14 protein-coding genes are annotated in these 18,373 nt (G+C 64.2%); 6 read left to right on the top strand and 8 right to left on the bottom strand.

Annotated elements, in window-relative coordinates; translation table 11 throughout:
• Nucleotides 1-23 precede the first annotated feature (23 nt).
• The 3 genes from HU719_RS13060 to HU719_RS13050 all read right to left on the bottom strand — a co-directional run bounded on the left by HU719_RS13060 (nucleotide 24) and on the right by HU719_RS13050 (nucleotide 3,423).
• The gene (locus tag HU719_RS13060) at nucleotides 24-1,709 is read right to left on the bottom strand and encodes a ShlB/FhaC/HecB family hemolysin secretion/activation protein (protein ID WP_186535923.1); all 1,686 of its coding nucleotides are present in this window, start codon (nucleotides 1,707-1,709) and stop codon (nucleotides 24-26) included.
• A 341-nt stretch (nucleotides 1,710-2,050) separates the two neighbouring features.
• The gene (locus HU719_RS13055) at nucleotides 2,051-2,401 is read right to left on the bottom strand and encodes a response regulator transcription factor (protein WP_186535948.1); all 351 of its coding nucleotides are present in this window, start codon (nucleotides 2,399-2,401) and stop codon (nucleotides 2,051-2,053) included.
• 29 nt (nucleotides 2,402-2,430) lie between these two features.
• Nucleotides 2,431-3,423: a response regulator gene (locus tag HU719_RS13050; protein ID WP_186535921.1), complete on the bottom strand. Its 993-nt coding sequence runs from the start codon at nucleotides 3,421-3,423 to the stop codon at nucleotides 2,431-2,433.
• A 249-nt stretch (nucleotides 3,424-3,672) separates the two neighbouring features.
• Here HU719_RS13050 and HU719_RS13045 point away from each other — a divergent pair, with 249 nt between their 5' ends.
• Nucleotides 3,673-8,724 (top strand): trifunctional serine/threonine-protein kinase/ATP-binding protein/sensor histidine kinase, encoded by a 5,052-nt coding sequence (locus tag HU719_RS13045; protein WP_186535946.1) that lies wholly within the window; start codon nucleotides 3,673-3,675, stop codon nucleotides 8,722-8,724.
• Nucleotides 8,725-8,878: 154 nt separating this feature from the next.
• Here the strand turns inward: HU719_RS13045 and ycaC are convergent, their stop codons facing one another.
• Both ycaC and HU719_RS13035 read right to left on the bottom strand, forming a co-directional pair.
• The gene (gene ycaC, locus HU719_RS13040) at nucleotides 8,879-9,505 is read right to left on the bottom strand and encodes an isochorismate family cysteine hydrolase YcaC (RefSeq protein WP_172222600.1); all 627 of its coding nucleotides are present in this window, start codon (nucleotides 9,503-9,505) and stop codon (nucleotides 8,879-8,881) included.
• A gap of 70 nt (nucleotides 9,506-9,575) precedes the next feature.
• Nucleotides 9,576-9,941, bottom strand: a complete 366-nt coding sequence (locus tag HU719_RS13035; RefSeq protein ID WP_186523605.1) for a helix-turn-helix transcriptional regulator — start codon at nucleotides 9,939-9,941, stop codon at nucleotides 9,576-9,578.
• A 230-nt stretch (nucleotides 9,942-10,171) separates the two neighbouring features.
• Here HU719_RS13035 and HU719_RS13030 point away from each other — a divergent pair, with 230 nt between their 5' ends.
• On the top strand, nucleotides 10,172-11,140 hold the full coding sequence (locus tag HU719_RS13030; protein ID WP_437179669.1) for a GlxA family transcriptional regulator: 969 nt from the start codon (nucleotides 10,172-10,174) through the stop codon (nucleotides 11,138-11,140).
• Nucleotides 11,141-11,464: 324 nt separating this feature from the next.
• The gene (locus HU719_RS13025) at nucleotides 11,465-13,252 is read left to right on the top strand and encodes a monovalent cation:proton antiporter-2 (CPA2) family protein (protein WP_186535915.1); all 1,788 of its coding nucleotides are present in this window, start codon (nucleotides 11,465-11,467) and stop codon (nucleotides 13,250-13,252) included.
• Nucleotides 13,253-13,255: 3 nt separating this feature from the next.
• Here HU719_RS13025 and HU719_RS13020 read toward each other — a convergent pair whose 3' ends face one another.
• On the bottom strand, nucleotides 13,256-13,540 hold the full coding sequence (locus HU719_RS13020; RefSeq protein WP_186520850.1) for a HigA family addiction module antitoxin: 285 nt from the start codon (nucleotides 13,538-13,540) through the stop codon (nucleotides 13,256-13,258).
• A 13-nt stretch (nucleotides 13,541-13,553) separates the two neighbouring features.
• Nucleotides 13,554-13,832 (bottom strand): type II toxin-antitoxin system RelE/ParE family toxin, encoded by a 279-nt coding sequence (locus HU719_RS13015; RefSeq protein WP_186520851.1) that lies wholly within the window; start codon nucleotides 13,830-13,832, stop codon nucleotides 13,554-13,556.
• Between the two features lie 457 nt (nucleotides 13,833-14,289).
• Between HU719_RS13015 and HU719_RS23770 the strand changes: the two genes are divergently transcribed.
• From HU719_RS23770 to HU719_RS13005, 3 genes are all read left to right on the top strand, one after another.
• On the top strand, nucleotides 14,290-14,769 hold the full coding sequence (locus HU719_RS23770; RefSeq protein WP_367616448.1) for a PAAR domain-containing protein: 480 nt from the start codon (nucleotides 14,290-14,292) through the stop codon (nucleotides 14,767-14,769).
• A complete protein-coding gene (locus tag HU719_RS13010) occupies nucleotides 14,682-15,677 on the top strand; it encodes a hypothetical protein (protein ID WP_367616447.1) in 996 nt (331 codons plus the stop codon). The genes HU719_RS23770 and HU719_RS13010 overlap by 88 nt, the downstream gene beginning before the upstream one ends.
• Nucleotides 15,678-16,268: 591 nt before the next feature.
• Nucleotides 16,269-17,696, top strand: a complete 1,428-nt coding sequence (locus tag HU719_RS13005) for a mechanosensitive ion channel family protein (RefSeq protein WP_186535913.1) — start codon at nucleotides 16,269-16,271, stop codon at nucleotides 17,694-17,696.
• Between the two features lie 8 nt (nucleotides 17,697-17,704).
• On the opposite strand, the gene HU719_RS13000 is transcribed toward HU719_RS13005, so the two are convergent.
• Nucleotides 17,705-18,355, bottom strand: coding sequence for a gamma-glutamylcyclotransferase (locus tag HU719_RS13000; protein ID WP_186535912.1), 651 nt, complete (start codon nucleotides 18,353-18,355; stop codon nucleotides 17,705-17,707).
• Between the last annotated feature and the right edge of the window lie 18 nt (nucleotides 18,356-18,373).

Here is an 18,373-nt window from a genome sequence, read left to right as displayed (position 1 = left end):
CAGGCGGCCATCCGGCCGGCTTGTCAGAAAAACACGTCGAATCGGAAATACACCGGGCGCTCACCGCGCTCCAACGCATCAGGGCGCTCCAGCGAGCGGGCAAAGCTGACCGACGCCGCCACGTTTTCACCCCGGGCGGCCAGCTCGATGGCGTTGCCGGACATGCGCCCGGACTCGCCCTTGTTGTAGCGCCCGTGCTGAATCACACCGACGTCATAGGCAAAGGCCACGCTGTATTCGTGAACGAACGGGCGTAGCGGCTCCCAGGTGACGGGCCGGCGCCAGCGCAGTTGGTTACGCCAGTAGCCGCCGCTGTCGCCAGACAACGACTCATCCTGAAAACCACGCACCGAGGCCAGCCCGCCAATGCTCACGCGCTGGGGGCTGTACAGCACGTCTTCACTTTTTTGCCCGTAGGCGAGGCTGTCGAAGCTGAAGGCTTCGCCCCACAGCGCGAACGGCTGCAGGTAGCTCAGGGTCAGGGTGTACTTGTTGTAGCGGGCAACCGGCGCGCCGCCACGGGGGTTGCCCTCGCCCTGGGCGTCGAAAGCGCCGATCCCGCGTTGCCAGCCGATATCGCCGTTGACGTAGGCGCTGCCGATACGGCGGCCATGGTTGAAACCCACCTGCATTTCGCTGAGGCGGGTACTGGAGGTGTCGATGCGGTTGCCGAGGATGAAATTGTTGGTGCGCAGGTGGCTCAGGCCCAGGGTCATGCCGGTCTTGCTCACCCCGTCGCGGTGCAGCACGCGGTCGGCGCGCAGGCTGTGGATCTGGCTGTCGCCATCGAATTCGATGTCCGGGCCGTTGTCCTTGAGCACGGTGCGGTAGTAGCTCTGGCTGTAGCTGTAGCTGAGGTTCCACCAGCCATAGGGCACTTGGTACATCAGGCTCTGGCTGTGCGAATGGCGGTCATGGTCGCTGACGGCATCACCGCTGGCGCGCAGGCTGAGTTGGTCGGCCAGGCCCAGCGGGCTGTCCCACTCCAGGCCCACGCCCCATTGCTGCTCGCCGGTACTCTTTTGCCCGTCGTTGTGGCGGCTCAGGGCCACGCGCCAAGGCTTGTCGCGTTCGCCTTGCAGGCCAACGCGGCTGCCACCGACCGCCTCGCCCGGCAGCAGCTCCAGCTGCGCAGGGCGCGAGGGCAAGCGGTTGAGCTGGTCGACCAGTTGCTCCAGCTCGCGCAGGTCGAGCGGCTCGCCCACCTTGCCAGGGAAGGCCATGGCCAGTTCCCGGTCACTGGCCATCGCCGAGCTGTCCAGGCCTTCCAGGCGCCCTTCGACCACGACGATGTTGAGCACGCCGGTGGACAGGTCCTGCTGCGGCAGGTAGGCGCGGGAAGTGACGTAGCCACGGTCGATATAAGCAGTGGTGACCGCCTTGAGCACGTTGTTCAGTTGCCCGGCGCCCAGGCACTGGCCGACAAAGGGCTCCAGCAGTTGCTGCTGCTCGGTTGGGCTGAGCAAGGTGACGCCTTGCAGGCGGATCTCGCCGATCTCGAAACAGCGCTGGTCATCGGCTGGGGCCAACGGTTGCGCGGGGGCTTCACCGGGCAGTTGGCGCAACTCGTCCAGGCGCTTTTGCTGCTCGTCGAGCAGGCGCTGCTGGCGGTCGCGAATCAGGTCGCGGTCGCCGGGAGTTTGGGCCAGGGCCAGTGTTGGAATAAAAAGAGAGAGGCAGACGATGAGTCCACCGAAACGGGCAAACATGCCTTCAGTCCCTTGAATAGCATTTGTGTAGGAAAATTCGCGAGGAATTAGACACTAAGAAGTTTGAACTACGAGATAGTTCAAAGTGCGGGGGATAAATTGTTTAGATATCAAAGTGCCGGTATTGGTAATATTGTTTTGATATTATTTTGATTGCCGGCGTGCAGACTGCGCGGTCTGGTGTAGGAGCGGCCTTGTGCCGCGAAAGGGCTGCAAAGCAGCCCCGGCGATAGTGCAGGTGGCTAACATCCTGGGGCCGCTACGCGGCCCTTTCGCGACGCAAGGCCGCTCCTACACGAGACGGCGTGAAGTGCAAAAACGCCGGGGCAGGTTAAAAACCATCACTTGGCCAACGCCACCGCCACTGCCTCAAGCAACGCCTCTTCAGTGAACGGCTTGCCCAGGCATGCAATCGCGCCCTGCCCCAGCGAGGCATCGCGCGCCGCGGGGTCCCAGTGCGCCGACATACAGATCACCGGCAATGTACAACCCAGCCGGCGCAGCTCGCGCTGGATCTCCTGGCCGCTGCGGCCTGGCATCTTCAGGTCGACCAACGCACAGTCCGCATCATGCGCCTGGGCCGATGCCAGAAACGTATCGCCATCCGCGAAGGGGTAGGCCTCGAACCCCGCCGAGCGCAGCAGGTTGGCCAGGCTTTTACGCACCGAGGCATCATCGTCGACAATGCACACTCGCACTTTGTCGCGCTGCCCCGGCCTGCTCATGCGGCGCCCTGGTCTTCGGCCCGGCCATCGCCTTCAACCAGCCGATGCATGGCCACCAGTTCCACCAGCGAGCGGGACTGCATCTTGTTCATGATGTTCTTCTTGTGCACCTTGGTGGTCACCTCGCTGGTGCCGATTTGCCGGGCAATCTCCTTGTGCGCCAGCCCCGCCACCACCAGTGCGAACACCTCGCGCTCACGCGGGGTCAGGCGCTGGTACTTGTCGCGCACCTGGCGCGCATGGCGCCACTCGCGCCCGGCGCTGACTGCGCGGGCACGCACAGTGCCCAGCAGCGTCAGCAACTGGTACTCGTCGAAGGGTTTGGTAAGAAACTCCAATGCCCCGGCGCGCATGGCCTGGACGGTCAGCGGGATGGTGCCGTAGCCGGTCATGAACACGATTGGCCACGGCAGGTCGAGCCGGCGCAGCGCCCGCTGCAACTCAAGCCCGGACGCTGCTGGCAGGTTGATATCCAGCAGCAGGCAGGCATAGGGAGTGTCCCACTGCTGCTCAAGCAACTCTTCAGCCGAGGCATACAAGCGGTGGGGGATATCTTCGGCGCGGAACAGCCGGCCCAGCGCTGCGCGCACCGACGGGTCATCGTCCACCACCAGCACCGGCACGGCCTGGCCTGCGGGCTCCAGCGCGTGGCTGTCGAGCGGGTAGGCTGCACGGCCAGCGGCCAGCACCGAGGTGTCTGGCGCAAGGTCGGCCTGCAACCGATAGCCGCGGCGTGGCACGGTCTGGATCACCTGCTTGTCGCCCAGCCACTTGCGCAGCAGCGACACCTGCACCTGCAGGTTGTTGTCCTCGACCACGGTGCCCGACCAAACCTGGCTGAACAGTTCATCCTTGCTCACCACCCGCCCGTTTGCGCGCACCAGCGTTGCCAGCACCTCGAACGCGCGGCCGCCCAGCGGGATCGGCTGGCCGTCACGAAACGCCTCGCGCCGCTCCAACGACACCATGGCTTTGCCTATGCGGATCATCGCGTCCTCGACTATCACTGGCTGGGCAATTGTGCGGCCCCGCCACTGTAGGCCGGGACACACGCAGGAACCATTATCCCGAGGGATAACAGGGTGATTTGACTATACACAGCCGCACGCCCCACGCCGTCTGGCGAGGGGGCCATTACGGTCAGAATGGTTCCCGTTCCTGCCAAGCCGCCGCGCACCGGCTTTGCACGCCTGAGCGCTCCGTATACTCAGGCTCGCAAGCCGTCTGGAGGGGCCATGATGCTCGATGAACGCCTCGTTCTCGTGCCCATCGACAACGATCCGTCGATAGACGAACACTGGCTTGGCCGCTGCACCTCGGTGCCCCTCGGCCAGGAGGGTGAGCTGTGCCACTTTCGCCTGTTCGACGCCGCCCGCCGCCAGGCCTGGATCGCCATTCGCGCCCCGGTAGAATCGCCGGCCGCCTGCCTGCGCCTGGAGCGCGACTACCGGCTGGCGCTGGACCCGGCCTGGGCGGTGTTGCCGGCGGCCTTCGTACGCTCGGCAGAAGGCCCGTTGCTGGTGTATCCGGCGGGCCTGTCACTGGCCGACCTGATCAGCCAGGGCCGCCCTACCCTCGACACCTTCTTGCAACTGGCGGTAAACGCAGCCAGCACCCTGGCCCTCGCCCAGCGCGGCAACGCCCTGCACGGTGCCCTGCAAGCACACCATTTTCTGATAGGCGAACAGGCCCAGGTGCGCATCGGCGGCTGGCGCGCAGAGGCTGCCGAAAGCATCGGCAACCCGCTCGGCAACTGGGCGTACCTGGCACCGGAGCAAGTGTGCCCACACGGCAGCAATACTGACCGGCGCAGCGATATCTATGCCCTGGGGGCGATCCTTTATCAGTGGCTGCTCGGCGAGTTGCCACTGGCCGGGCGCGACACCCAGCACTGGCGCCAACTGCACGCCGGCGTGCAACCCCGCCCTGCTGGCGAGGTAGACCCGACGCTGCCTGCGCCCATCAGCCAGATCCTTGCCAAGGCCCTGGCCAAGGAGCCAGACGCGCGCTACCAAAGCGCCGAAGCGCTGGCCATCGACCTTGCCCATTGCCAGCGGCAATGGGCGGCGCATGCCGATATTGCGCCGTTCACCCCCGGCTGCGCCGACCTGGTACCTCCAGCCGGCGAGCGCCTTTACGGGCGCGATGCCGAACAACAGACCATCGCCCGCCTGCTCGACCCGTTGCGCCGCGACAGTACCGCGCAAGGCCTGCTTGTCAGCGGCGCCACGGGCATGGGCAAGTCGAGCCTGGTGCAGGCATCGCTCAAAGCCAGCGCCAGGGGCTACTGGGCCACAGGCAAGTGCAACAGCCTTGAACAGGCGGTGCCCTACGCGCCGTGGGTCGAAATTCTCGGCACCTTGGCGACCCAGTTGCTGGCCCGCAACAGCACCGACCTGGAGGCCATCGGCGAGCACCTGCGCCAGCGCCTCAAGGGCCGTGGCCAACTGCTGGCCAAACTGGCGCCAGAGCTGCAACTGGTCATCGGCGCGAGCGCGGGCTTTCCCGACAAGCCCACGCGCCTGGCGCTGGAAAAAGAACACCACGCCATCGTCGATTTTCTCGAAGCGCTCAGCCCACCCGGCCGGCCACTGGCTATCTTCATCGACGACCTGCAGTGGGCCGACGACGCCAGCCGTCAGCTGCTGCACGCAGTACTGGCACGCCCGCCACGCGGCCTGTTGCTGATACTGGCCCGGCGCTGCGACGACGCGCACCCCACTGCCACGTTTGCTGAGCTGCCGGGCGGCGTGACCGCGCTGCGTTGCCAGCGCCTGGCCTTGCAGCCGTTGCCGGTTGCGGCGGTGGTCGAACTGATCTGCACCCGCTTCCACGTCGAGCCAGCCGCTGCGCAGCCGGTGGCCGAGCTGGTGCACGCTAAAACCGCCGGCAACCCTTTTTTCATCCGGCAGATTCTGCGCGCGCTGGTCGAAGACCGCCTGTTTGCCTTCGACACCCACGCCATGCGCTGGGCCTGGTCGCTGGAGGCGGTGGCCGCCCACCGCTATGCCGACAATGTTGCCGACCTGATGATCCAGCGCCTGACCCGCCTGCCGTCCGGCCAGCGCGAGCTGCTGCGGGTAGCCGGCGCCACCGGCGGGCGCTTCGACACGCAGTTGCTGCGCCGCTTGATCACCCAGCCTTGCGAGCGCCTCGACGGCCGCCTCAAGGCGCTGACCGAAGCAGGTTTTCTAGCCGCTGGCGCCCAAGGCCTGGGCTTTGCCCATGACCGTGTGCAGGAGGCCGCCTACCAGCTGACCCCGGCCTGCGACCGCGCCGCACAGCACGCGCGGATTGCCCGGGCCATGTGGCAGATGGGCCGCGAACACCCGCATGAAGCGGTGTTCGAGCTGGCCAACCAGTTGCAGCGCGCAGCACCTGGCAACTTCACGGCCCAAGAGTGCGCAGACTTTCTGCCGGTGCTGCTCGAAGCCGCTGCGCAAGCCCGCGACGCGGTGGCCCATGAGCAAGCGGCAGGCTTTCTGCAAGCGGCTCGTGCGCTGCAACTACGCTGCCCGCAAGCCGATAGCCATGCCTTTGCCCTGGCCTGCCTGGCCGCCGAATGCGACATGCTGCTGTCACGCATGCCCCAGGCCGAGGCCGGGATCCGCGACTGCCACTACCATGCCAGCACCGCGCTCGAACAGGCCACGGCATACCGCCTGCAAGCCCGCCTCAAGACCCTGTGCTCGGACTACCACGGCGCCATCGACGATGCCCTGAGTGGGCTGCGCCTGCTGGGCATCGAGCTTGCCAGGGGCAATGACCCGCAGCAGGTTGAAGCGCACTACGCGCGGGTGTGGGCGTTGATCGACGCGCAAGGCCGCCACTGCCTGGAGGCACTGCCACGGGCCGAGTGTGCCGAAGTGCAGGCGGCCATTGCTCTGCTCGCAACCCTGTCGTCGTCGTTCTTCGTACCGGATGATCTGCGGTTTCTGCACCTGGCGCATATCCTCGAATTGTCACTCACCCACGGCGTCGCCCCCGGCAGCACCTATGGCCTGGCCTGGTTCGGGGTGATGTGCGCCGAGCGCTTCGGCGCCTATCACGACGCCCACGCGTACTGCCTGGCCGCCGTCAAACTGATCGAGCGCCACGGCCTTGAATGTGACTTGACCAGCTCCCTGTTGGCCTTGGACCAGGTCAGCGCCTGGACCTCGCCCATGGCGTTCGCCCGGCGCACGGCGCTGGATGCAATGGCGTCGGTGGGGGTCTCCGGCGACCTGGCCATGGCCTGCTACGCGCGCAACCACGCGGTGTCCGACGCCTTGGTGATGGGCCAGCCTCTGCCCGAGGTGGGGGCCGAGATTGCCCAGGGCCTGGCCTGCGTGCGCGGCTATGGCTACCGCGATATCGAGCACATTCTGCTGGCCCAGCACGCTTTCGTCGCCGACCTGAGCGACGGCCCGGGCGCCCGTGGCCGCTGCGAAGAGACCGGGTCGTGCACCACGCGGTTCTTCCAGTGCCTGTTCGCCGGCATGGCGGCGTTTTACCTGGGCGATATCCGCCAGGCCAGCGCCACTTTGGAGCGCGCAGGCACCTTGGCCTGGGCAGCTCCGGCGCATATCAACCTGGCCGACCTGCACCTGTTCCAGGCCCTCACCCTGGGCAGCCCGGAAGCGGCCGGCACCCAGCAGCACAAGCTTGCGCGCCTGGCCGAGCTGCGCCAGCGTTTCAGCGACTGGGCGCAGTTCAACCCGGCCACCTTCCGCAACAAGGTGCTGCTGATCGAAGGGCTGATCGCCCGCCTGCAAGGCGACGGGCTTTCGGCCATTCGCTGTTTCGATCAGGCGCAAATTGCCGCCACTGCCGCAGGCTTCATCCACGAGCAGGCGCTTGCCCACGAGCAACTGGCCGAGGTGTGCATCCCCAGCGGGCTGATTTCGGGGGCCAACCTGCACCTGCGCATCGCCCGCGACTGTTTCCACTTGTGGGGTGCCGCCGGCAAGGTGCGCCAGCTCGAAACCCTGCACCCGTTCTTGCGCACCCAGCCTGTGCAGGAAACCTTGCGCAGCGGCACACAGGCCAACCTCGACCTGGAAGCCGGCCTGCAAGCGGCACGGGCGCTGTCGGAGGAGGTGCTGCTCGAAGGTCTGATCGAAACACTGATGGGCCAGTTGGTGCAGCATGCCGGCGCCGACCGTGGCGCGTTGCTGATTGTCAGCGGAGCCGAATTTCAGATGGCGGCGCTGGCCGACATTGACGACGACGGCTTGCGGGTCAGCATGGAGCACTGCCAGAAGTTCATGACCCAGGCGCCGCGCTCGATCATCAACGCCACCTTGCACAGCAAGAAAGCGCTGCTGCTGCACGACGCCCAGGCCGACTGCCCGGAGGCCTTCCGCCAGGACCTGCACGCCCGTGGCGCCCGTTCGGTGTTGTGCCTGCCGCTGGTGATCCAGGGCGTGCCGATTGGCCTGGTGTACCTGGAAAACCGCCTGGTGCCCAACCTGTTCAGCGGCCAGCGCCTGGCGATGCTGGAGATTCTGGCGGCGCAAGCGGCCGTGTCGCTACAGACGGCCAAGTTCTACACCCGCCTTGCCGAAGACAACCAGACCCGCGCACAGATGGAGGCCGAGCTGCGCCGCTCGCGGGCAGAGCTTGCGCGCAGTGCGCACCTGCAGGTGATGAACGAGCTGTCGGTGTCCATCGCCCACGAAATCAGCCAGCCGCTGCTGGGCATCGCCTCCAACGCCGCTGCCAGCCTGCGCTGGCTCAAGCGCGGCAAGCCGGACCTGGACGAGGCCATCGCCGGGCTTGAAGACATACGTGCTGACAGCGAGCGCGCCGCCAATATCGTTCGCGCCTTGCGCGCGCTGGCCAAGCAGGCGCCGATGCAGCTTCAGGCGCTCAAGCTCGACGAGGTGATTGTGCAGGTGGTTCGCCTGGTGTCGGCAGATGCGCACAAGTGTCAGGTGACAGTGCAGGCGCAACTTGACGCCGAGGTGACGGTGCAGGCCGACCCGGTGCAGATGCAACAGTTGGTGTACAACCTGATCACCAATGCGCTTGAGGCACTGGCCGGCTACCGCAGCGATGGCGTGCTGCGCATCAGTTCGGTGCTGGGCAATGGCGAGGTGCTGGTGCGGGTCGAGGACAATGGCCCCGGCATCGCCGCGGATGCGCGTGAGCAGGTGTTCGAGGCATTCCATACGACCAAGAGCAGCGGCCTGGGCATGGGGCTGGCGATCTGCCGGTCGGTGGTGCAGGCCCATGGTGGGCGCTTGCAGGCACTGGCGTCCGAGCTGGGTGGGTGCTGCATCTGTTTCAGTGTGCCGGTTGCGCAGTAACGGCGCACGCAGGCCTGTAGGAGCGGCCTTGCGCCGCGAAAGGGCTGCAAAGCAGCCCCGGCGGTATCTGAGTGATGGACAAATCCTGGGGGCGCTTCGCACCCCTTTCGCGGCACAAGGCCGCTCCTACAGTGCCGAGCGGCCGTAGCTGGATTCAGCGCGCAGTCAGCGCCGAATAGCTGTTCATCAGGTTGCGGTAGTTGGGGATCCGCTGCGACAGCAGGTTGCCCAGCCCTTCGATGTCGTTGCGCCAGTCGCGGTGCAGCTCACAGGCCACCGAGAACCAGTTCATCATCTGCGCGCCAGCCTGGGTCATGCGTGCCCATGCGGCCTGCTGCACAGTCTCGTTGAACGTGCCCGAGGCATCGGTCACAACGAACACTTCAAAGCCCTCGGCCAGTGCCGACAGGGTCGGGAACGCCACGCAGACATCGGTCACCACACCGGCGATGATCAGTTGCTTGCGGCCGGTGGCCTTGATCGCCTTGACGAAATCTTCGTTGTCCCAGGCGTTGATCTGGCCAGGGCGGGCGATGTACGGCGCATCCGGGAACATTTCCTTGAGCTCGGGCACCAGCGGGCCGTTGGGGCCTTGCTCGAAACTGGTGGTGAGGATGGTCGGCAGGCCAAAGAACTTGGCCAGGTCGCCCAGCGCCAGCACGTTGTTCTTGAACTCGTTGGGCGAGAAGTCCTGCACCAGCGAAATCAGGCCGGTCTGGTGGTCCACCAGCAGCACGACGGCATCGTCTTTGTTCAAGCGCTTGTAGTCAGGTTGGCTCACGAGGGTGACTCCTTGGATGGGTGCAACGGCGGTATTGGCCCTGGGGCCTATACCAGTGGATGACATGGATTTAAGGATGCCGCGCCGACTGGCGCCACGCCTTGGGCGGCTGGCCGACCAAACGGCTGAAGGCGCGGGTGAAATGTGACTGGTCGCAGAACCCGCACTCAAGGCTCACATGGGTGATTGGCACTTCGGTGGCCAGCAGGCGCTTGGCCTTTTCCATCCGCGCCCGCAGGCGCCAGGCCTGCGGCGACAGGCCGGTGGTGACTTTGAAGGCGCGCGAGAAGTGGCTGCGGGTGAGGTGGCACAAGCTTGCGATCTCGATGATCGACAGCGGGCTGTGCAGCATCAGTTCCTTGGCCTGGCGCAGGCGCTGTGCGGTCAACGCGCCGGGCGGGGTAAGCCGGTAGTCGGGGGCGGGTTCAGCGGCCATGACGACGCTCCTGTTTCGATGGAGAAAGTCTGGCGCCCGCGACATGACAAAGTCCTGAGCCGAACCTTAATAGTTGTTAATTGCGCTTTACCCTGTGGCGCCAGGGGTGTTGCGCTTGCCCGAGCGTTTTTATCAACATTGCTGGCCCGGCACGCTATACCGATACCTTAAGATGCCGGGCATGTCTGGTTTCAGGCCGCCTGCGCAGGCGGCGATCAAGGTGAATGGTCATGTCCAAAACGGTTGCGATGGTGCTTTTCAACGATGTCCTGATGCTGGATGTCACCGGCCCTTTGGATGCCTTTGCCATCGCCAACCGGTTTCTTGCCCCAGACCAACGCTACCACCTGCTCACCCTCGCCGAGGGCAGCGAACCGGTGCGCGGCTCGTGTGGGCTGCGGGTGCTGGCTGACGCGCAACTGCAAGACCTGCCGCCAGCCGTCGACCTGCTGCTGGTCCCCGGTGGCCCGGGGGCCTATGACGTGGCATTGCCGGGGCTGGAGCGCTGGCTGCCGGGGGCTGCGCGCAGTGCCAGGCGTTTTGGGGCGATCTGCACCGGGGTTTTTCTGCTCGGGCGCGCCGGGCTGTTGGGCGGCTATCGCTGCACCACGCACTGGAATTACGTCGAGCGCCTGGCCCGGCAGTTCCCCCAGGCGCGGGTCGAGACCGAACAAATCTACGTGGTGGACCGCGACCTCATCACCTCCGGCGGCATCACTGCCGGTATCGACCTGGCGCTGGCGGTGGTGGCTGAAGACCACGGCAAGCACCTGGCGCTGGAGGTGGCCAAGGTGCTGCTGGTGGCACGTCATCGCCAGGGCGGGCAGTTGCCCTACGGCCCGCTGCTGGCGGCGGTGCCACGCGATGGTAGCCCCACGGCGCGGGTGCAGGCCTACATCGTCGACCACATCGAGGAGGCTTTCACCGTGCAGAAAATGGCCGAACTGGTGGCCATGAGTGCACGCAACTTTGCCCGGGCGTTCCAGCGCGAGGTAGGGGTTACGCCGTTGCAGTACTTGCAGAATGCGCGCATCGACCATGCCCGCAAGCTGCTCGAAGCGTCCGACCTGCCGCTGAAGGTAGTCGCCGCACGCAGCGGGTTTGGCAGTGACCGGCATATGCGCAAGGTGTTCTGCGAGCGCATCGGCATGACCCCCAACCAGTACCGGGCGCAGTTTGGTGGTGGGGGGTTGGCTTAAACCTGTCAGGGCATCACTCTCGCGGCTGAAAACGAGCTCTGTAGGAGCGGCCTTGCGTCGCGAAAGGGCTGCGTAGCAGCCCCAGCGATATTGCGGCTGGCCGAGATCATGGGGCCGCTACGCAGCCCTTTCGCGACGCAAGGCCGCTCCTACAAAGAACGCGCCCAGCCACGCGTGCGCAGCAGCCCCGACCAGCGCGGCCATGGTCATATCAACAGGACGATGCGTTCACCTTCAGGGCAATTGTCGCAACGCGCCCCGTTACGCAAAATGCGCGACCCCATTACATGACCGCTGCCCCGGCAGTTCACGGAGCCCGCCCCCATGCCACACGAAGGCAGCCTTCTTCAAACCGCAGTTATCTTCCTGCTCGCCGCAGTCATCGCCGTGCCACTCGCCAAACGCCTGCAACTGGGTGCAGTGATCGGCTATCTGCTGGCCGGTGTCGCCATCGGCCCACAGGCGCTCGGACTGATCCGCGATACCGAAAGCGTCTCGCACATCTCTGAACTGGGCGTGGTTCTGCTGCTGTTCATCATCGGCCTGGAGCTGTCCCCTCGACGCCTGTGGCTGATGCGCAAAGCCGTGTTCGGCGTAGGCGCCGCCCAGGTGCTGCTGACCGGTGCAGTGATCGGCGCCATCGCCCTGTTCGGCTTCAGCCAGACGCTACCCGCCGCCATCGTGCTCGGCCTGGGCCTGGCGCTGTCGTCAACCGCCCTCGGCCTGCAGAGCCTGGCCGAAAGCAAGCAGCTCAACGTGCCGCACGGGCGCCTGGCGTTTGCCATCCTGCTGTTCCAGGACATCGCCGCCATCCCGCTGATCGCCCTGGTGCCACTGCTTGCCGCCAGTGGCCCCGACACCAGCCACGGCGACAGCCTGGAACATGGCCTGAAAGTGTTCGCCAGCATCGCCATCGTCATCGTCGGCGGGCGCTACCTGCTGCGCCCGCTGTTTCGCATCGTCGCCCGCACCGGCTTGCCGGAGGTCTCCACCGCCACGGCGCTGCTGGTGGTCATAGGCACCGCCTGGTTGATGGAAGAGGCCGGCATTTCCATGGCCCTGGGCGCGTTCCTCGCCGGGCTGCTGCTGGCCGACTCGGAATACCGGCACGAACTGGAATCGCAGATCGAACCCTTCAAGGGCCTGTTGCTGGGGCTGTTCTTCATCAGCGTCGGCATGGGTGCCAACCTTGGCCTGCTGCTGGAAATGCCGCTGGTGCTGTTGGGCCTGACACTGCTGCTGATCGCCGTAAAGCTTGCCCTGTTGTTCGGCACCGGCCGCCTGGCCGGAGGGCTGAACAGCGCCAGCGCCTTGCGCCTGGGCATGGTGCTGGCGGCCGGTGGCGAGTTCGCCTTCGTGGTGTTCAAGCTGGGCAAGGACCAGGGCCTGTTCGACACCCAGACCTACGACCTGCTGATGATGACCATCACCCTGTCGATGGCCCTGACCCCACTGCTGATGCTCGGCTGCGCCCGCGCCCTGAAGCGCCCGCAGGCGCAGCGTGAGGTGCCGGAGCAGTACAAGCGCATCGATGCCGGCACGCCACGCGTGGTGATCGTCGGCATGGGCCGCATGGGCCAGATCGTCTCGCGCATCCTGCGCGCGCAGAAAATCCCCTTCGTGGCCCTGGAAACCTCGGTGGACGCCATCGAGATGACGCGCATGTTCGAGCAGGCCCCGGTGTTCTACGGCGACCCGCTGCGCCCGGAGGTGCTGCATGCAGCCAAGGTCGGCGAGGCTGAGTATTTTGTGATCACCACCGATGACCCGGAGCTGACCACGCGCACCGCCGAACGGGTCAAGCGCCTGTACCCGCACCTGAAAGTCATCGCCCGGGCGCGCAACCGACAGCATGTGCACAAGCTGCTGGATGTCGGCGCCGAGCCTATCCGCGAGACGTTCTACTCAAGCCTTGAGATGACCCGCCGCGCCCTGGTCGGGCTGGGGCTGAGCACCGCACAGGCCGACGACCGCATCGCCCGCTTCACCGAGCATGACGAACAGGTGCTTGAAGCCCAAGGCCAGGTCCGCGATGACCGCGCCAAGGTGATGCAGACCGCCAAGGAAGCGCGGGTTGAACTGGAGCGGTTGTTTGAGTCGGATGCGGATTGAGGCTCAGGCGAAGGTAAGCCGGGCGATAGGCGGGTGCTCACGTTGCGCAGCCTGCCAAAGGTCGTAGGCGGCCTGCTCGGCCAGGTACTGACGGGCGCTGCCCAGGCCTGCCAGTTCAAGGCGCAAGGCAAGGTCGGCGGAAATGGCCGAGCGGCCGTTGAGCACCGTAGACAGCTGCCCTCGGGAATAGCCGAGATGACGGGCCAAGTTAGAGACGTTCATGCCGATCGCCGGCAGAACGTCTTCGCGCAAGGCTTCGCCTGGGTGGGGTGGGTTGTGCATGGGCATGGCTCTTAGTCTCCTAGTGATAATCCAGATAGTCGATCAGCTCGACATCGGTACCAATAAAGCGGAACACCAGCCGCCAATTGCCCGATACATTAACCGCCCAAAAGCTGCGCAACTCCCCTCGCAGTGGATGAAGCCGATTGCCCGGGCGGTCCAAGTCCGAGGGGCATTGAGCAACCTCAAGAGATGCAAGCAAACGCCTTAGCCTGGCAACATGATCGCCTCTGACCCCTGAGGTATCACCCCGCTGGTACATCAAACGCAGGCCTTTGTGCCTGAAACTGCGAATCATGATCTTTCGACTGTAAGGCCTAACCTTACACCCTTCAAGACTTTTCTATCCATGCTGAACCTCCATGCCACACAAAAAGCCCAGTGTGAGGAAAAGGTCCAAGGGAAACGGAGCCCCGTGGTTCTGAGGCTCATGTCAGAAGGCTCCCATGATCTTGTGGGCAAGCGCGCACCGTTTCAGTCTGCAAGAGCAGCTTTGCACCTGTAGCGGCGGTAGACTGCGAAAATTGGCTTTAGCGTTCTGATTTTTTGGAACGACATGCGCGAGTGGCTTAAAGCCGACATTGTCGGCAAGCCGACTTCAGCTGGGACGCTTGTGGAAGGGGGATCAGGTGATGGGCTCCCTGGTATGGGTGAACAGTCCTCAAGTTACGTAAGGCATTTCCCAATCACCCTCAGCCCGCCCAAATCCGGCTTCCCGGGATGTAAGTTCCTCGGTTTCACGGGGACTAACCTGCATGAAGCGAGTCGATCTTGGAGGCAAAGGGCAGGCGCTGGACGGTGACTTCACCACCACCGGCGCAACCTGTATCGCCAGCGGGAGGCTCTACCAGAGCGACTCTCGCTACGTGCTGCGCAAAGGTGACCGGACAACCGAATGCCCAGCCTGCGGCCAGCCCGGTACCATCGATGAAGGCGTGCCCTGGTTTACATCCGAGGGTCGCCAGGTTGCGATGGATGGCGCACGGGTCGCCTGCGCGTGCCCGGGTGGCAGTAACCGGGTGATTGCGCCGCTCAATCAGAGCACGCCCGTTACCCCAAATGCCCAGGGCCGTACTGCGCAGCCTCATCAACTAAACCCGCATGCGGTTGCCGCTCCCTTGGGCACGCTGGAGCCAGGTTTTTTGTCGTGCCGCGCAGCATGTCTGGCCCCGAGGTCCTGGGCGAGTTACTCGGGCAGCAAGCTTCACTGCCCATCTCCCGGCTCAAGATGCTGAACCCCACGTTCGAACTTGGCTTCAAGGCAGGTGAGATCTTCGTGATAGGCGCCCCCGACAGCCAAAACAGCTGCACGCGGGAAGAAGCGCAGCTGATGGCAGCGGCTGAACATGCACGTACTTCGTTGGCCAGCCTTACTCCTGAAGAAGCCAACTTCATGATGCGCCACCAGGCAGAGATTGCAGGCTTGCTCGGCGACGCGAGCCTGGCGATGGGCGTTACACAAGCGATGCTGGCCAGGTCGCTTGAAGATCTTCAGAACACACTTCGTCACATCGAAGAGCTGCATCAACAGCAGTTTCGTAAACACGGAAACCTGAAAAACCCCGAGTTCTTCACCACGCGTAAACAGCTTTTCAAGAAGCTCAGTACCCAGTTGGAAATAACATTCCTGAAAAAAAGCATGAAGTTGGGAAGTCACGAAACGCTACGCCGTGACCTGGGGATATCGAGCAAGAGCCTTGTTCACCACTGGAGCAAAGCCGGCGGGCCCGGCCAGATCCCAGGCTACGCTACCCACCTGGATAAGCTAGCCAAGGTGTCGAACTACTTGAAGCATGGCGCAAGCGTTGGAATTATCGTGGGAGGCGCTTCATCTGCGTTAAAAATCCAGGACGTTTGCCGAGCTGGGGAAACAGATGAGTGCAAGAAAATCAGATTCACCGAGGCGGGGATTTTTGCAGGTGGATTGAGCGGAGGCGCAGCAGGTGGGTTCATCGGAAAACGGGTCGCCGCCGTAGTCTGCATGGGTTTGGGCCCCGCGGGAGCTTTGACCTGTGGCGTCATCAGCGTCGGTGCAGGGTCTTTGCTGGGAAGCATGTACGGAATGAGCAAAGGCGAAAGCATGGGGGAGTTGATCTATGAGCAGACCGAGCCATCAATTATTTCTGGCGGCCCGAATTGGTAGTGCAGCTAGTGCCTTGGCTACTGATGCTTGCCGGGTTAGGTACTCATGCGTGGGTTGCAAGATCCACACACTTTGAGGCCTTGGTCGCTGCGTTACCGAGTAGCTATTGGTTGCAGATCAGTTTTCTGATGTGGGATGCCAACAGTTATCGGGGCCGATTTCACATAACCACCATGGTCTCGGGGGTGATTTTCTGGCCGATAAAGAACCTCCACATTCGCAAAAATAAACTGGACCCCGCGGACATAGCAAACTTCCCGAAAAACTTGAGAATAATACTACTGCTAGCTAACAGCCTGTTTTGGTCAGGCGGTGTGTTGGCGGTGGTCGCAAACTTTATGTAGCGCTAGATATTCAGACGCACAAAAGCGAAACCCTGAAGGCCGGCAGATCTTGAGGGTTTCAGGTGGGGACATGGGATATCTGGAGCTTGAACGTTCCTTGGACTCACGGGAGCCCCCTTGGGTGCGCTTCCGTTCAGGCCGGCGTTGCCGTCATGAAAAGAGCGGCCTCACGTTTGATCAATCCCTTTGCCTCCTGCGACAACCTGCTCTATTACTACCCACCTGCCCTCCCTCACCGAGAACGCCCATGCTGGCCTTGATCCAGTCCTACCCCTTGCTGCTCGGCTTCTGCCTGCTTGCTCTCGACCTGTTGCTGTGGCAACTGATCCCGCTCGACCGCCGAGCCTGGCGGATCGCTACGCGGCTGGCGATCTTCGTGGTGTTCAGCACAGTGCTGCTGGCCGCTGGCATGAGCCCGTTGCAGCCGCCGCCGTGGGCCGATGATGTGGCGCGCAACTTCATGGGCACGGTGCTGGCAATTGCCTGGTGGCTGTTCGCGGCGCGGACTGTGACGGTGGTGTTCGGGCTGCTGCTGGTGGCGCGTGGCAGCCATGGCGGGCGCCTGCTGCAGGATGTGCTCGGCGCGCTGATCTTTCTGGTGGCCGTGGTGGCGGCGGCGGCCTATGTGATGCAACTGCCAGTCAAAGGGCTGCTCGCCACCTCCGGGGTGATGGCCATTGTCATCGGCCTGGCGTTGCAGAGCACGCTGAGCGATGTGTTCAGCGGCATCGTGCTCAACACCACGCGGCCCTACCAGATTGGCGATTCAATCTCCATTGATGGCACCGAAGGCAAGGTGCTGGATATCGACTGGCGCGCCACCCGCATGATCACCGCCAGCGGCAGCCTGGCGGTGGTGCCCAACTCAGTGGCCGCCAAGGCCCGGCTGCTCAACCACAGCCGCCCGGCCGACCGCCATGGGGTGACGATCAGCGTGGTGGTGCCGGCCAAGATACGGCCACGGCGGGTGTTCGACGCCCTGGAAAAAGCCCTGCAAGGCACCAGCGCGCTACTCGCCACGCCGGCACCGAAAGTTACGGTCAAGGCCTCGACACTTGAGTCGGTGGAGTACGAAGCCAGCGGTTTCATCGCCGACATGGCGCTGAAAAACGAGGTGCGTAACCAACTGTTCGACCTTGCCCACCGGCATCTGGAGGCCAGTGGCATCTTGTGGAACGTCGATGTGGCGTCCGCACCGCGCAGCCGCCAGCGCGAGTTGCTCGACGACGTGCGCGTGTTCCGCTCGCTCAGCCCTGAGGAGCGCGATGCCTTGAGCCAGCGCATGACCGCCGTGGAGTATTTGGCAGACCAGGTGATTCTGGAGATCGGCGATAACGCCGACCACCTGCTGCTGATCGGCAGCGGCGTGGTTCAGGCCTCGGTGCGCAAGGATGAGCAGTTGCTGGAGGCAGGCCGTATGGGGCCGGGTGAGGTGCTGGGCATCGAGGGGCTGGTGGATGAAGAAAACTCGCTGGCCGAATTCCGCACCCTGACCAGTTGCCTGCTGTATCGCATCGACAAGGAGCAGGTGCGCAGTTGCCTGGCGGCACGCGGCGAGGTGAAAGCCGCGCTGACCAAGCTGCAGCTGTATCGGCAGCACAGCCGCGAATCACTGCTGGCGCAGCGCCCGGCGCAGGTGAAGAAGGGCGGTTTCCTGAGCTGGCTGCACCGCTAGGCGCTTGCCTACACCTCGCGCAGGGAGTGGCAACGCCTGAAGCGCGCCTCTAGATTGCGGTCAGGCATCTGGTGGCTGCGCAGGGCATTCAGGGTTTGTTCGACATACTCGCGAGTGGTGCCGTAGCGGCCTTTGGCGCTGGCCAGAATCTGGCTCAGCAAGGTGTCCGGCAGGTCGCCTGCATAGCACGGCAAGTGGCGCTCCAGCACAAAACCCAGTGCCTGCACTTTGCTGCCGTCGTTCAGGCGGCAACTGAGCCAGTGCGGGCGATAGGCCGGGAACGGCATCTCGCGCTGCCACAACGCCATGAGCGAGGCGTCCAGGTTGCTTTCGTCCAACCGGTAGGCAAAGCCACTGCACGAGCCGCCGCGGTCGAGGCCGAAGACCAGCCCCGGGCATTCCGGGGTGCCACGGTGTTCATGGGACCACAGGTACAGGCCGCGATGGAAACCATGCACCCTTGCCCGCTGGCGCTCGACCGAGTTGCATTCTGGCCGCCAGATCAACGAACCATATGCAAACAGCCATACCGGGCCACCGGTATGTTGCGACATGGTCGCTTGCATGGAGTGTTGGAGTTGCTCGGGGGTCAACTGTTCGCCGAAGTCCAGCGACGGCGGATAGGTAATTTGCCAGGATGAACTTTCAAGTGTCGACATAGGCTGCCGCCATTATTC

Source organism: Pseudomonas farsensis (genome assembly GCF_014268805.2).
Lineage (GTDB): Bacteria > Pseudomonadota > Gammaproteobacteria > Pseudomonadales > Pseudomonadaceae > Aquipseudomonas > Aquipseudomonas farsensis.
The sequence above is the reverse complement of the archived record's forward strand: the minus strand, read 5'-3'. Positions and strand labels throughout refer to the sequence as shown.